We start from the raw sequence: 14,846 nt of genomic DNA on the forward strand, positions 1-14,846 counted from the left end.
AAGTCGTAATCGTTAATGCCACAAAGTGAATACTATAAAAAAGAGTACGTTATCAAACGTGCTCTTTTTTATGGCTGTTAGTTTAACCCTACTATTGGTACTCAATTACTGAATATTTACTCTTTATTCTAAATAGATATGTTAAAAATGGTGAATAATAGAAAAATAATTCTATAAATCTTATAAGATAGTCATATGATTCATTGAGTCTTTTGTCGCAGTGGCTACTTTGATGATCCTTTATATAATATGACTGCGTGATTGGATAAGCATTTATAAGGATAGTTAATCATGCCATTTAAGCCTATTCAAGCAGCGGTTGCCATTTTGGTCGGCTTGATCATTTGGTTTGTGATACCAGTGCCTACTGGCGTCACGCCTGAAGCATGGCACATGCTGGCATTATTCATCGCCACTATTGTCGCCATCATCGGTAAAGTATTACCCATTGGTGCCATTGCTATCATTGCAGTCACCCTAGTCGCACTGACAGGCGTGACTAGTGATAGCCCAGCACAAGCCATTAGCGATGCACTATCAAGCTACTCAAGTCCGTTGATTTGGCTAATTGGTATTGCAGTCATGATATCGCGTGGCTTGATAAAAACGGGTTTGGGTCGACGTATTGCCTATTATTTTATTTCTATTTTTGGTAAAAAAACCATCGGCGTGGCTTATTCTTTGACTGCAGCTGAATTGATGATAGCACCTATTACGCCTTCTAATACGGCACGTGGCGGCGGTATTATTCATCCTATTATGAAGTCTATCGCGCAAAGCTTTCATTCGACGCCAGAAGAAGGTACTCAAAATAAAATTGGTCGCTATTTGGCGATGGTGAACTATCATGCTAACCCGATTACCTCTGGGATGTTTATCACGGCTACTGCGCCCAACCCTCTGGTTGTAGATTTGGTGAATAAAGCCACAGGCGGTGATATTCAGCTGTCATGGACCACTTGGGCAGTGGCGATGTTTGTACCTGGCATGCTATGTCTGCTTGTGATGCCGTTAGTCATTTATATAATTTATCCACCTGATGTTAAAATCACGCCCGATGCAAAAGGTTTTGCCAAGGAAAATTTGGCAGAAATGGGAAAAATAAGTAGCCAAGAAAAAATCATGCTCGGGGTATTTGCTCTGATGCTGTTATTGTGGGCGAATATTCCCGCATTGATGTTAGGTGAGCAATATAGCGTTGATGCTACCACCACAGCATTTATTGGTTTGACGACCTTAATATTGACTGGGGTACTGACTTGGGACGATATTTTAAAAGAGAAGTCAGCATGGGATACCATTATTTGGTTTGGCGCCCTTATTATGATGGCCGCTTATCTTAATAAGCTTGGACTGATAAGCTGGTTCTCTGGCAATATTGAATCGATGATTGGTACGACTGGGCTTGGCTGGATAGGGGCTGTGACTATTTTGACCCTAGTGTACTTATATATTCATTATTTCTTTGCTAGTACCACGGCTCACATTACTGCATTATTTGCAGCATTTTATGCGGTGGGTTTAAGCTTGGGCGCACCGCCGATGTTATATGCGCTGATCTTAGCCGCAGCGGGCAACATCATGATGACGCTTACGCATTATGCAACCGGTACTGCGCCAGTCATTTTTAACTCTGGTTATGTGACGTTAACAGAGTGGTGGAGTATTGGCGCGATTATGAGTGTGGTCAATTTGGTCATCTGGATCGGTGCTGGTTTGATTTGGTGGAAAGTGCTCGGCTATTATTAATAGATCGCTCAAGTCATATTGTCTTATGTACAGATGGGTGTTCTTAAAAAAGGTGAGGGTGGCTTAAAAGCGCTCATCTAATGTGTCTAACGTATAATTGAGCGCGGCAAAACAGATATCGCTCTGAAAGCCTCGATATTGCAAAAACCGTAGCTGCTTTGCTTTGTCTTTTTGTTCAGTGGGTATGTCATCGCCGTACTTTTTAGTGCGCGCTGTGACCGCCAGTTTGAGCCAATCGATACCATCTACCAGATTATCTGCGCTATCATCTACAAACTCCCTAAACTCTTCTGACTCTGCATTTGCCATATCGATTAACTCATCGATATTACTGGGCATGGCAATTTTTTTACGATAAAACTCCTGCTTGATACGTCCGCGTCCCCGACCTTTACGGATATTTTCACGAATGAGCATGAGCGTCGTGCGATAATCACTTTGGTAGCCTTTTTCTTCAAACTCATCGAGTAGCGCATCAATTTTATCTAAGGCTTGCTCTTTATCAATAAGCTTTTGCTTAAGCTCAGCCTTGCCGTACTCACGGCGCGATAAATAATAAAACGCTAACCAACGTAAACGACTTTCCGCTTTGATCTCATCTATTTCTGCTTGTCGTTGTTCAGGCGTGCGCAAATAGGCTTTAAGAGCAGCGGGTAGGTTATCCATCTGACTGTCGACTGTGCTATGCACAGAAGTGTTGGTAATGGCAGCATCGGTTGTATACTGTGATTCTTTGTTAAATTCATTATCAGTAGCTGCGCTATCGTCTGGTTCACCATGAATATTTTGTTTAACTTCAGCCAGCATCTCTTTGATACTTTGCGCTTCTGGTTGCTGATAAGCAGGCACGTCACTAGGCTCAGGGCTAAAGTTAGCCGCTGGGTGAAAGCGTTTTTTACGCTTTTTGGATCGAGGAGATTTTTTGCTGGTAGAAGGGGGTGCGTCAACGGATTCTACTGCAAATTCAGCATCGTCAGATAATGAATGGTCTTCATGATAGTAAGTTGAATGCTTACGTGTCTTAGTTGTTTTTTTAGGATCGCCTTGATAGGAATGCTGAGAAAATTTGGAGGATTCAGAGTGTTTGGAAGATTTGGACGGTTTTTTTGATTTGATAGTAGGACTACTCGCTGAATCGGCATCGGATTCAGCGAGTATTTCAGCTAAGGTTTTAATGTTCATAACAATTTAATTTTCATAACAAGTCATGATTATTGATAACGATTAATCATTGTGCCGTTATTGTACAGGGTCAGAGACCAACGCTTCATTGGCTTTATCTTCGGCTTTGGTCTCTTTCTTTGATCCAAGCTTTTCTTCACGGATTTTAGCTTCGATTTCTTGCGCAATCGCAGGGTTTTCTTTTAAGAACAGCACAGAATTGGCTTTACCTTGACCGATTTTTTCGTCGCCATAGCTATACCAAGAGCCTGCTTTGCCAACTGCACCAATTTCAACACCCAAGTCAATCACTTCGGCTAAGTGGTTGGTACCTTCACCATAAGTAATTTCAAACTCTGCTTGGCGGAAAGGCGGTGCCATTTTGTTTTTGATAACTTTGACACGGGTTTGGTTACCGATGATTTCATCACCATTTTTGACCGCACCGATACGGCGAATGTCCATACGCACTGAGGCGTAAAACTTAAGCGCGTTACCACCAGTCGTGGTCTCAGGGCTACCAAACATCACACCAATTTTCATACGAATTTGGTTAATAAATACCACCATACAGTTAGAGCGTTTGGCGTTACCTGTGATTTTACGTAGTGCTTGGCTCATCAGACGTGCTTGCAAGCCCATATGTGAGTCGCCCATCTCGCCTTCAATCTCTGCGCGCGGCGTCAAGGCAGCGACTGAGTCAATGACGATCATATCGATAGCACCAGAGCGCACCAACATGTCAGTAATTTCAAGCGCTTGCTCACCATTATCAGGCTGAGAAAGCAATAGTTCATCAGTATTCACGCCAAGCTTACGCGCATAAACAGGGTCAAGCGCATGCTCAGCATCAATAAAGGCGCAGGTGCCTCCTTGCTTCTGACATTCTGCAATCGCCTGTAGCGTCATGGTCGTTTTACCTGAGCTTTCTGGGCCATAAATCTCTACGATACGGCCTTTTGGTAGACCACCAATGCCAAGTGCAATATCCAGACCCAACGAACCTGTTGATACTACATCGACATCCATAATAGCTGAGTCGTCACCTAAATGCATGATGGTATTCTTACCAAACTGCTTTTCGATTTGACCGAGTGCTGCTTTAAGGGCTTTGGCTTTATTGTCGTCCATACTGGATTCCTTGTCTTCAATCATTGGTTAAAACTATAAATTTGGTATGATAAATAAAATGTTTGTAGCTAAGAAGGTTAACGGCTCAATAGTATTGATGGCTATCTAAATAATAGGCAGCGTTCGTTCAATGTCTATCTATAATGAATGGGTTAGGGTATCGATGATGTAAACAGTAATATTAGATATATCACTCTACTATACAGTAAAATCAAATAACGATAAAAGTAAAATTAAGTTCATAATCAGCGCCAACAGATGTAATTTGTAGGGAACATTATGCTCGTTGAGCCTTAACTGTTTTCTAAAGTGCGGTTGATTAGATAAGGTGATTATAACAAAAACCAAGGAGCATATAGAGGATACAATGATGCTAAACGACACTAACTGTCGCATTGTATATAAGTGATAACTTGTGTAATCTAGTTGATGAATATATCCTAATTTTGGATAGGATAATGCCGCCCTTTGTCAATAGCATTAAAAGTTGTCCACAAGAAATAAAGAGTCTAAATTTAGCTTTTGTGAAACATCAGTGAGGATTAATTTAATTTAAAAATATATTAAAAATAAATTACAGTATTATGAAATACGTTATAACCCATTGATTTAAAATGTTTTTTAAATTGTATAAAAAATGAACGATTTTACCTCATCCTTTGAGCTATCTAGGGAAATTGTTGTCAAGTGCGTACTTATACACAGGGTTATCCACAGCTTATGGGGAGAACTCATGAATCCCTTATACTATCAATGTTTGAGTAGGTAGGTAACCTGTGAGTGTGGCGCTGCAATATATTTTTTACCCCTATATGTAGCATTATTAATTTAAAAACTCTATGAAAATAGACGATGTTTCACATATTAAAAAATTTTTATTATTTTTAATAAAAATACTTATAGCTTGTCTATTAAGGGTTGTAGTTGAAAAAAATCAAATAATATTGTCATTAGATAATTTGCAAGCACAAAAAAGCGGCTAAATAATTTAGCCGCTATGCAGAAGTCACCGAAGATAAGTGAGCCAAATCTAGTCTTTGATATAGATTAAATCCCAAACGCCATGTCCACTATTTATACCGCGGCGCTCAAATTTGGTCATTGGACGAAAGTCAGGGCGGTCGGTGAAGTTACCTGCGCCTGCTTGATTGGTTAAACCAGTAAAACCGTCTAATACTTCAACCATCCAAAAGGCATAATGCTCCCAGTCGGTTGCGGTATGGAACCAGCCGCCTTGCTTTAGACTACGAGTCACAATCGCCATGCGTTCAGCACTGACGAAGCGGCGTTTGTGATGGCGCTTTTTTTGCCATGGGTCAGGGAAGTAAAGCTGGATGCGATCAATATGGTTTTCTGGTAGTTGCTTGAGCAATTGGATGGCGTCACCGTTGATGATTTTGACATTGGTTAGCGCTTGTGTACCTGCCATATAGGCGCATTTACCGATACCCGGCTCGTGCACTTCGATACCAACGAAATTGCGGCTAGGTTCTGCTGCTGCCATCTCAATGAACGAATCACCCAGTCCAAAACCGATCTCTAAAGTAAGGGGTGCTTCACTACCGTTAGGGCTATCAGCGAATAGCGTTCGTAGATTGTCAATACCATCAAGATTGCCATCACCGAAACTGTTATTGACCAAATACTCAGCAAATTCTGGCGCGGTTAGTGCCAGTTCGGCGTTTTTATTCATGTGCGTACGTCGTTTCATAAAAGTATTGACGATACGTAGATGTTTGCTTTCTTCAGGTTCACTCTCATTGCTAATACGGGCTTCAATGTCAGTATTAGTATTGCTTTCGGTGTTAGTACTGAGGACTTTTTGCTCATCAGTAGTACTCGTACTATCGATGTGATCATTAATATCAGGATGTGGACTCATAGGATTGACAAGGCTTCATAAAATGGGTGATGTATGCTTATTATAAGTTAAATCTATACAGCTGTGAACGGACAATAATTTTTTAATATTGTTATCGTTCATTCAGCATAAAAAAGTGAAAGCGCTGACCTTGTTTGACGTATCACATATAGATTGGCATTCGGTTACCTTGACTTTCTTTTACATTGAATTAACGGTATTTATCTGTCGTTTTACTGTTCTGCACATCGGTTTTGGCGTTATCATATAAAGTGAGTAATGGATTTAAATTTTTCTTCATCGTTAATAGGGGTCATCTATGCTATTTATCGAGACGAATTCGCCGCCCCCTTTTTATCAAGAACAGCTGACTCCTGCTAAGCGTACACAACTTGATAAATGGTTTATCGGTCACCGTAGCCAGCATTATTATCTGAAACGTTTTGAGCAGTTCGATGCGCAAGGTTATCTGTCGCCAAAATGGCATTGGGCAGCATTTTTTGTGACGTTTCCTTGGCTCCTCTATCGCAAACGCTATATGGATGCGATTGTCTATAGCGTAGCAGGCTGGTCGTTTATCCAGCTCAATGTGGCACTGGTATTGGTTGCGTTTGAATTTTTGGCGATGTCCTTCATCCCTGATGCTTACCAGATGGCGACACGCATAGGTATTGCTGCGATCATTTGGTTGTTTTGGTCATTTATGGTGGCGCGTTGGACGGATGCGTATTATTACCGCATGGCGCGACGTGAGATTGCAGATGCTATCGATGATTATCCGCGTGATGAAGCAGCGCAAAAGGCACATCTGCGCCGAGAAGGTGGGGTCAGTCTATTTGGGCTAGGATTGGGGTTTGGTATTTTTGCCTTTGCTTTAATGGTTATTAAGATACAGTTTTTACCAATTATTGCCAAGCCAAAAGCCAATGAAGTGCTATTCGATGCGTATGATACCGCTAAAACGGCACAAAATCGTGTGGCACTGATTTATCAACAGACAGGGCAATGTCCAATGGATTTGCCTATCGATACAGGCACTCAGCAGATACGAATTGATATCGATAAAAAGGCCGCTGGCGTAGTAGAAACGGATTGTGCAGTCATTGCGACCATACAAAATGTTCAGTTCCCTATCCGCTATCTAAATCAGCAGACACTGGTTTTTTACCATGTGCCAGACAGCGATAGTTGGAACTGTACAAGTTCACTAAATAAGAAACTGGCACCAGCAAGCTGTATGCCTGATTAAAACATACAAATACTTATGTGTTAGAGTCAGTTGCAACGTCGTCCTTTTTATCAACGGGTGTTGCTTTACTTTTTAGCGCGTCATAAAAATCCGTTAAGTCCATTTTTCGGGCTTTATCAATGTCTTCATCAAACAAGCTTTCTAGCTCTGCCATCGCTGATTGTGCGGATTCAATCATGCTGGCTTCATCATCATAGATCGCTTGCTGACGTTCAATCAAGTCATCGTCGTAATCGCGGAAGGTTTGCACTGTCTCGCGCGCTTTTTCTGGTGAGATGCCAAGCAGTTGTAGCGACTCACGCGACATATCCAAGGACGATAGGTAAGTCTCACGCCAAATATGACGCACACCGACCTCACGCAATCGATAATAATGCTGACGGTCACGTGCCCGTGCCAAGACAATCAGGTCTGGATAGTTTTTACGCAAGTATTGAGCCGTGGTGATAGAGCGCTCTAAATCATCGATGGCCAAAATAAACACACGGGCTTTTTTAATACCAGCTGCGCGCAGTATCTCAGGGTTTTTTGGATCGCCATAATAGACTTGGTTACCAAATTTACGCACGAAATCGACGCGATTCGCTGAGCGTTCGATGGCAGTAAACTCAATATCGTGCATGCGTAGTACACGACCGATAATCTGACCGACGCGCCCAAAACCAGCAATAATGACTTGATGTTCATGATCGGGAATGGCATCGTATTCGCGGCTGGGTTTGCTTTTGGCAAATAAAGGCTCACCGATTTTCTCAAGTAATAAAAATGCCAGTGGTGTGAGCGCCATGGAGATAGTGACGATAAGGTTCAGAGTATTGGCAAGTTCAGGTCGCAACACATTTTGTGCCGTAGCGACACTGAATAAAACAAAAGCAAATTCACCACCTTGAGCGAGTGTCACACCCAGTCTGATACTGGTTGGCCAGCGATTGCCTGATATCTTTGCAATGGCGGTAATGACACCAAATTTGATCGCCATCAATGCCATTGCACAGCCGATGATAAAGATAGGTTTTGCCAAGATAAGTTTGACATCCGTCAGCATACCGACCGACATAAAAAACAAGCCAAGTAGCAATCCTTTAAACGGTTCAATACTGGCTTCTAACTCATGGCGATACTCAGAATCTGCCAGCAATACTCCTGTCAAAAAAGCACCCAATGCCATCGATAAACCAATTTGCCCCATCAAAATAGACACACCCATCACGATAAATAGCGCAACGGCGGTCAGCAGTTCTGATGCACCACTAGATGCTACAAACTTAAAGAAGGGACGAACGACATAACGGCTCGCGAAAATCAGTCCAGCAAAAACCGCGAAAACTTTGCCAAAATAAATCAAATCATAACTTTGTTCGCGCACCCCTGATAGGAAAGGAATGACGGCTAGCAAAGGGATAACCGCAATATCTTGGAATAATAAAATCGTGAACGCTTCACGACCGTGGGTGCTAGAAAGCTGCTGTTTTTCCGTCAGTATTTGTAGTACAAAAGCTGTGGACGACAAGGCAAGGCCAAAACCGACGATAAAAGCAGTATCGAGCTGTAAGCCAAAAATTTGATGTAACAGCCCCATTAATAATGTGCCAGTCAGACCAACTTGCAAACCACCGAGGACAAATATCGAACGCCGCAGTGCCCATAATCGTGAGGGTTGCAGTTCAAGCCCGATAATGAATAGCAGCATGACCACGCCAAACTCAGAGAAGTGCAACAAGCTCTCAGCATCGCCTGCGACGTCCAGACCACTGGGCCCCAATATCAATCCTGTAATGAGATAACCTAAGACCGTCGCAATGCCAAAACGTTTACCAAGGGGTACAAAGAGCAGGGCTGCTCCTAAGAAGATTGTAGCTTGTAACATTAAATTTGGTGAGCCGGTGGCGGCAGCGAACATCTGGAATCCTTAGCAATCATGATAAAATAAGCGTTACAATATGGGCATAGCAAAAATAAAAAATCTTAGCATACGTTATTTTTTACGATAAATCTTCCACACACCATTATCGGCAAGTGGATTGTTATAAGCATCGTTACGGCGCTTACGCGGGGTCTGGCGACTGTCTACGATTTTGAAATCGGGCAGCGCATGGACGATAAGCCCCGTTCGATAAAAACGCACGCGTTCAGGCTCCAGCATCTCGCCCTTGCTATCACGGCAAAATACATAGGCGCGCAAATCAATAAATTCACGATGCGCCACCAAACGCGTCTCATCATCATTATCAAATACTGCACTCATACGCGCAATTTCATCAGCACTATAATCACCACACTTATCAGTAAGCGCACCGACCGAACCGAAGCTTTTGGATTCTTTTGCACGGGTCTTGGTCAAATGTAGCCTTTGCACATGATAGATAAATTGCGGTATCTCAAGGCTAGCTGGTAGCGGCAGATGATCGGGCGGTAGGTTGGCCGCAGGATAAAACGCCATGGCGCGCTCAAGCAGATTATGCCAACGCTGCTGATAGGCTTGGACTTCGGCGATATTGCCTTCATAAATTGGCATATCACGAACTTGACGCAAAATATCAGGCGGAAACTGCTCATCTCGAAAGCTAGCAATGTCTTCTTGCAATGTTGATAACAATGCTTTGGCATGCTTTTTACCCTCTGCTGAGATAGGGTCATCAATGTGGCTTGGAGCAACAAAAGGAGCTGAGCGTCTCGACATGGCAGAAAATAATCCATTAGTGGTAAATTGGGTGTTTCAGCTTTAAGTATACAGAATTTATATGAAAAATATGGCGGCGAGGCTAAATTTCCCATCATTTTTAACAAGCCATTACAATGCTAAAAATCGGCGTGATATCAGCTTATTTAAAATAAAGCCTGTTTATGTCGGCGCATAAGGCGTTATGTTCATGCATGATGATTCGTCCACTGATAGTAAGTTGCGCGGATTATTGAAGATTTTTAGCAAAATAATTTTAAGGATTTTCGAGGCAGGACTGGTACGGTTATTTGGATTTTGGTTGCTGCTTGAGTCATATATGGCAGCTGGTTATTTGACATCTGATTATGTAACGCCCATCAGGACTGATGTATGAGATTTTTGGATTCGAATCATATTCTTATCGTTGGGGTTAGGTATTTGGTTAATAACAGCGCTTTGGCTAATTTGGTGCATATGGCGTTATGATTGCCACCACTTGATAAAACGTCGCTAATCAATCATAGACGACGTTTAAATTGATATTTAAATGAAGAATGGTCTTTTCAATTTTTAATGTCTGACTTTCAAAGTCTGATTTTCAATGTCTCATGCTTAATGATTGTGACCAATATGATTATTACCCTCTGTTTGTTGTTCTGAGATGTCGCAGACCAGCGCATCGCTATGTGCCTCAGTTTGCGGATGTGATGCGCTTTCTACCTGAATGGTCGCATGATGGATGCCGAGCTCAAGCAAGCTTTGTTCTAAATTGGCAATCAATATGCTTGATTCATGAATACTCATCTCGCCATCGACAACGACGTGACAAGACAAGGCATTTAGACCACTGGTAATACTCCAAACATGCAAATCATGGACTTCTTGTACTTGCGGATGGGTAAGCAGTTTTTTTTCGACATCCACTAAGGATATGCCTTCTGGCGTGCCTTCCATCAAAATATGTACGGAATCACGCACAACGCGGTAACCACTAAATAATATCAGTATCGCAACAATCACCGAGGCCGCTGCATCCGCCCAAACCCAGCCGAAGCTCATCATCAAAAGCGCGGCAACAATAGCGGCAACCGAACCCATTAAGTCACTCAATACATGCAGGTAAGCACTTTGCATATTAAGATTGACTGGTTTTTTACCTGCATTTTTTCCTTGAGTGTCTTCATGACTGTCTTTGTGACTACCAGTATGACTGTGACCATGCGCATCTCCACCGCGACTGCCTCGATGCATCAGCCACGCAACCAAAATATTGACCAACATACCGATAGTAGCAACGATAAGCATGCCTTGGGTAGCAATTTCAGGCGGTGAATTAAAGCGCTTAATCGCCTCATAAAAAATCATTAGCGCAATAATGACCAGCGTCGCACCATTGACTGTTGCGACTAAAATCTCAAAGCGTTTATAACCAAACGTCTTTTGATGAGTGGCTGCTTTTTCACCAATCTTAAAGGCCATTAACGTCGCGCCAAGTGCGATTGCATCACTTAGCATGTGACCTGCATCAGATAATAGCGCCAAACTTCCAGTCAGCCAGCCACCGATGGCTTCAATAAACATATAGCCTGTGATAATGATAAAGCTAAACAGCAAGGTGCGCTGATAGCCCTTGGTATCTCGCGGGGCTGTTGTTTGCTCTAAGTGTTCATCGTGATCGTGAGTGGCTTGATTGTCATGAGTGTAGTTGCTCTCATCCTCTTTATGCAGATGGTTAGCCACATTAACAGTATCATTCTGATGAGAATGGTTGCCTTGTTCAGCGTTTGATTTATTTTGACTCATAACAACACTCAGAATGACAGAAGAGGAAATTTGATTGCTTATAAGGCTGGGCTTGCTGTTCGCGGACTAGCCAGATATAAAGAATTTAGCATATTTAATAAACGCTTGCTGTATCTAGGCAGTAAACGATGAATGAGCTATTTTGAATAACCTTCTTTATTAACGGCGAGCTACAGCAGATTAATTGGGTTTAAAGAGTAATAGTGAGAAGTTACCAGCCAACAGGGTCAATATCCAGAGTCAGCTTCAGATATTTGGCGCTTGGAAGGGCAAGTACAGGCTGCCACCATTGGTTTAATACATGGTGTAATTGTTGTCGATTTTTGCCTAAAAGTAGCAGTTGTACGTGGTAGCGACTGTTCTTTTTACTCATTGGTGCATCGATAGGTCCTAGTACGGCGAGATTATGTCCATTTGGCAGAATGGCGATGGCATCTTTAAGGGCTTGGGTCGTGGCAGCAAGGGTTTTACCTTCACAGCGTATCAGGGCAGCATGACTGTGTGGCGGTAAACCCATCATTTTACGCTCTTGCAATAGCTCGCGAGCAAAAGACAAATAACCGTCTTTGACCAGTTTTAATAGCAGCTCATTATCTGGTTGCAGCGTTTGAATGAGTACACGACCAGATTTATCACCGCGACCGGCACGCCCAGCCACCTGAACCATCAATTGCGCAGTATGTTCCGGCGAGCGAAAGTCGGCGGACAAGAAACCACGATCGGCGTTTGGCAAGCAGACAAGCGTAACATTGGGGAAATGATGACCTTTGGCGACCATCTGCGTGCCAACCAAGATGGCAGGATTGCCTTGATTGATACGCTGATAGATATTCTCCCAGCTGTCTTTACGCCTGGTGGTATCGCGATCGATTTGGATAATGGGATATAGCTCTTTGCTGGTTTGCGGATTGGCAAAAATCGCATGCAGGTTTTCGCTGAGCCTTGTCGTGCCCATCCCTTTGGCATCCAAATTTTGACTGCCACAATCAGGGCAAACTTTTGGAATATAAGCTTGCCAGTCGCAGTGGTGGCATTTTAGATAGGAGCTACTATAAGCGTTGTGTTGGGAATGGCTATTGTAATGAACGGTTAAATGCGCGTCGCAGCGCGGACAATCTGCCTGCCAACCGCAAGCTTCGCATAGCAAAACTGGCGCATAGCCGCGACGGTTTAAAAATATTAATACTTGATCGCCCGCTTCTAGCGTTTGCCGTATTGCCCCAATAAGCGCATCGGTAAGCCCAGTATCATAGCGCGCGCCGTCGTCCGTCGTTTGTTGATGAGTACTTTGCAGGCGTGCATCAATCAGCTGCATGGTCGCAAGCTTCGCATTACCGGGACGAGTTTGCAGTTGGCACTCCACCAGCTTACCGTCATCGACCAGTTTTAGATGCTCAAGAGATGGCGTCGCCGTACCCAGTACGACAGGGATATTGGCTTGTAGTCCGCGATAAAGTGCCACATCGGCGGCATGATATCGCAAGGTATCTTGCTGCTTATAAGAGCCATCATGCGCTTCATCAACGACAATTAAGCCCAAATCTGCAAAAGGATATAGCACCGCTGAGCGTGTCCCAATAATGATTTGAGCGTGACCCGTACGGCAGTCTTGCCAGCCTTGTAAGCGATGAGTATTATTCATGCCAGAATGCAATAAGACAATATGAGCGGCAAAGCGACTGGCGAAACGCGCGCGCGTTTGCGGTGTCAATCCAATCTCTGGTACCAAAATCAATATCTGCTTGCCAGCTTCCAATACGGCTTGCATCGTTTGCAGATAGACTTCTGTCTTGCCACTACCAGTGATGCCATTTAATAAAAATCCCGTGTAGCGCTTGGCTTCATGAGCCGCAATAATGGCGGTAACGGCGAGTTGTTGCTCGTCATTGAGATCAAGGGGCATTTTTGCTAATTTAACAGGCGCAGGTGATTGTTTGGTCTGAATATAGCGCTCGATTAAACCTTTGTCTTCAAGCGCCTTTAAAAAACTCCGCTCCATGCCCTCTAGTAATAAAACATCTTCACTCGCGCCGCGCTCGCCATGCAGCTTAAGCATATCAAATTGTTGTTTTTGCTTTTTGGCGTTGGTACGAAAGTCATCGTCGCTTGCATGCGGAAAAATTCGCCAATGGGTAATCAGTAAATCCAGCGGCTTACCTTGACGAACGAGAGTTGGCAGCATGACTGCTAAAACGTCACCAAGCGGGTAGTGGTAATAACGCGCCAGCCAATGTGCCAGCTTTAGCATACTGGTCTCTAAAATAGGCTCAGCATCCAAGCATTTATTGATAGGTTTTAGCTTATTAAGTGGCACGCTGCTATTTGCTTCTGGAATATGAGCGACGACGATACCGATTAAAGTTTGACGACCAAAGGATACTTCGACACGGCAGCCAATATGGGGTAAAGAAGGGCTTGATAAGGCGTTTATATCTGCTGGTACGCTATAGTCAAATACCCGATAAAGGGGCACGGGTAGAGCAACTTGTACCAACATAGAATGCGTTCCCAGTTTCAGGTAAATGTTTTTTGGATAAACAGTTTTTAGATAACCAGCTTTTGGATAACTGGATTGTAATATTGATAAGAATAATAGCAGTAAGCCCAAATAGTGTTATTTGGGCTTACTCTGGCATTACTTTTTAGCAGTGGCTTTTTTGACGTAACGACTGGAGAATTAAGTACGTCTATGTATTAAGCCTCACCATTTACATGATGATATTGCTTCATTTACTCAATATATAAAATTGACTCAATCTCGACCACACCGCCTTTAGGTAACGCTGCTACTTGGACGGCTGCACGAGCAGGATATGGCTCGCTTAGATTGGCAACGAATACTTCGTTTAAAACAGCAAAATCACTCAAATCTGTTAATGACACGTTAAATTTAACCACGTCATTTAAGCTGCCACCAGCCGCTTCACAGATGGCTTTGATATTTTCGAACACTTGCTCAGCCTGTGCTTTAAAACCCTCGCGCAGTTCCATGGTTTCAGGATCAAAACCAAGCTGACCTGATATATAGACAGTGTTGCCGACTTTTACGGCTTGTGAGTATGTACCAACAGCGGCAGGCGCTTTATCTGTTTGAATGGTTTGACGAGTCATATTATATATCCTTTTTATCTTTTTCTGGTTTGGTAGGTAAGGGCGCATTATTCATCATTTACATTTCATTTTTCACCGTGTAAATGATGACACGCTCTACGTTTATTTGCTAAAAATCA

10 protein-coding genes are annotated in these 14,846 nt (G+C 43.0%); 2 read left to right on the forward strand and 8 right to left on the reverse strand.

Going from position 1 to position 14,846, the window contains the following annotated elements; all coding sequences use genetic code 11:
• Window positions 1–291 precede the first annotated feature (291 nt).
• Window positions 292–1,749, forward strand: coding sequence for an anion permease (locus tag I3252_RS02365; RefSeq protein WP_238034085.1), 1,458 nt, complete (start codon window positions 292–294; stop codon window positions 1,747–1,749).
• A 63-nt stretch (window positions 1,750–1,812) separates the two neighbouring features.
• On the opposite strand, the gene I3252_RS02370 is transcribed toward I3252_RS02365, so the two are convergent.
• The 3 genes from I3252_RS02370 to trmB form a co-directional block, all read right to left on the reverse strand.
• The gene (locus I3252_RS02370) at window positions 1,813–2,931 is read right to left on the reverse strand and encodes a regulatory protein RecX (RefSeq protein ID WP_238034086.1); all 1,119 of its coding nucleotides are present in this window, start codon (window positions 2,929–2,931) and stop codon (window positions 1,813–1,815) included.
• Window positions 2,932–2,988: 57 nt separating this feature from the next.
• The gene (gene recA, locus I3252_RS02375) at window positions 2,989–4,041 is read right to left on the reverse strand and encodes a recombinase RecA (protein WP_055124705.1); all 1,053 of its coding nucleotides are present in this window, start codon (window positions 4,039–4,041) and stop codon (window positions 2,989–2,991) included.
• Between the two features lie 1,030 nt (window positions 4,042–5,071).
• A complete protein-coding gene (gene trmB / locus I3252_RS02380) occupies window positions 5,072–5,923 on the reverse strand; it encodes a tRNA (guanosine(46)-N7)-methyltransferase TrmB (RefSeq protein ID WP_201600464.1) in 852 nt (283 codons plus the stop codon).
• A 298-nt stretch (window positions 5,924–6,221) separates the two neighbouring features.
• Here trmB and I3252_RS02385 point away from each other — a divergent pair, with 298 nt between their 5' ends.
• Complete coding sequence (locus I3252_RS02385) at window positions 6,222–7,151, forward strand: DUF2628 domain-containing protein (protein WP_201600461.1); 930 nt, start codon at window positions 6,222–6,224, stop codon at window positions 7,149–7,151.
• Between the two features lie 13 nt (window positions 7,152–7,164).
• Here I3252_RS02385 and I3252_RS02390 read toward each other — a convergent pair whose 3' ends face one another.
• The 5 genes from I3252_RS02390 to I3252_RS02410 form a co-directional block, all read right to left on the reverse strand.
• Window positions 7,165–9,051, reverse strand: coding sequence for a monovalent cation:proton antiporter-2 (CPA2) family protein (locus tag I3252_RS02390; protein ID WP_238034087.1), 1,887 nt, complete (start codon window positions 9,049–9,051; stop codon window positions 7,165–7,167).
• A gap of 75 nt (window positions 9,052–9,126) precedes the next feature.
• Window positions 9,127–9,831, reverse strand: a complete 705-nt coding sequence (locus I3252_RS02395) for a hypothetical protein (protein WP_238034088.1) — start codon at window positions 9,829–9,831, stop codon at window positions 9,127–9,129.
• 594 nt (window positions 9,832–10,425) lie between these two features.
• Window positions 10,426–11,616 carry a cation diffusion facilitator family transporter gene (locus I3252_RS02400; RefSeq protein ID WP_238034089.1) on the reverse strand — a complete coding sequence of 397 codons (1,191 nt, stop codon included), beginning with the start codon at window positions 11,614–11,616 and terminating at the stop codon, window positions 10,426–10,428.
• A 211-nt stretch (window positions 11,617–11,827) separates the two neighbouring features.
• Window positions 11,828–14,113: a primosomal protein N' gene (locus I3252_RS02405; RefSeq protein WP_201600452.1), complete on the reverse strand. Its 2,286-nt coding sequence runs from the start codon at window positions 14,111–14,113 to the stop codon at window positions 11,828–11,830.
• A 233-nt stretch (window positions 14,114–14,346) separates the two neighbouring features.
• Window positions 14,347–14,727 carry a RidA family protein gene (locus I3252_RS02410; protein ID WP_010201437.1) on the reverse strand — a complete coding sequence of 127 codons (381 nt, stop codon included), beginning with the start codon at window positions 14,725–14,727 and terminating at the stop codon, window positions 14,347–14,349.
• Window positions 14,728–14,846 lie beyond the last annotated feature (119 nt).

It is taken from the genome of Psychrobacter sp. Ps4 (genome assembly GCF_022129285.1).
GTDB lineage: Bacteria > Pseudomonadota > Gammaproteobacteria > Pseudomonadales > Moraxellaceae > Psychrobacter > Psychrobacter immobilis_A.

What these genes read in the sequence shown, in the direction of transcription:
- trmB (WP_201600464.1), bottom strand. Translation starts at nt 5,923, where the DNA reads ATGAGTCCACATCCTGATATTAATGATCACATCGATAGTACGAGTACT.
- I3252_RS02365 (WP_238034085.1), top strand. Translation starts at nt 292, where the DNA reads ATGCCATTTAAGCCTATTCAAGCAGCGGTTGCCATTTTGGTCGGCTTG.
- I3252_RS02390 (WP_238034087.1), bottom strand. Translation starts at nt 9,051, where the DNA reads ATGTTCGCTGCCGCCACCGGCTCACCAAATTTAATGTTACAAGCTACA.
- I3252_RS02400 (WP_238034089.1), bottom strand. Translation starts at nt 11,616, where the DNA reads ATGAGTCAAAATAAATCAAACGCTGAACAAGGCAACCATTCTCATCAG.
- I3252_RS02370 (WP_238034086.1), bottom strand. Translation starts at nt 2,931, where the DNA reads ATGAACATTAAAACCTTAGCTGAAATACTCGCTGAATCCGATGCCGAT.
- I3252_RS02410 (WP_010201437.1), bottom strand. Translation starts at nt 14,727, where the DNA reads ATGACTCGTCAAACCATTCAAACAGATAAAGCGCCTGCCGCTGTTGGT.
- I3252_RS02385 (WP_201600461.1), top strand. Translation starts at nt 6,222, where the DNA reads ATGCTATTTATCGAGACGAATTCGCCGCCCCCTTTTTATCAAGAACAG.
- I3252_RS02395 (WP_238034088.1), bottom strand. Translation starts at nt 9,831, where the DNA reads ATGTCGAGACGCTCAGCTCCTTTTGTTGCTCCAAGCCACATTGATGAC.
- I3252_RS02405 (WP_201600452.1), bottom strand. Translation starts at nt 14,113, where the DNA reads ATGTTGGTACAAGTTGCTCTACCCGTGCCCCTTTATCGGGTATTTGAC.
- recA (WP_055124705.1), bottom strand. Translation starts at nt 4,041, where the DNA reads ATGGACGACAATAAAGCCAAAGCCCTTAAAGCAGCACTCGGTCAAATC.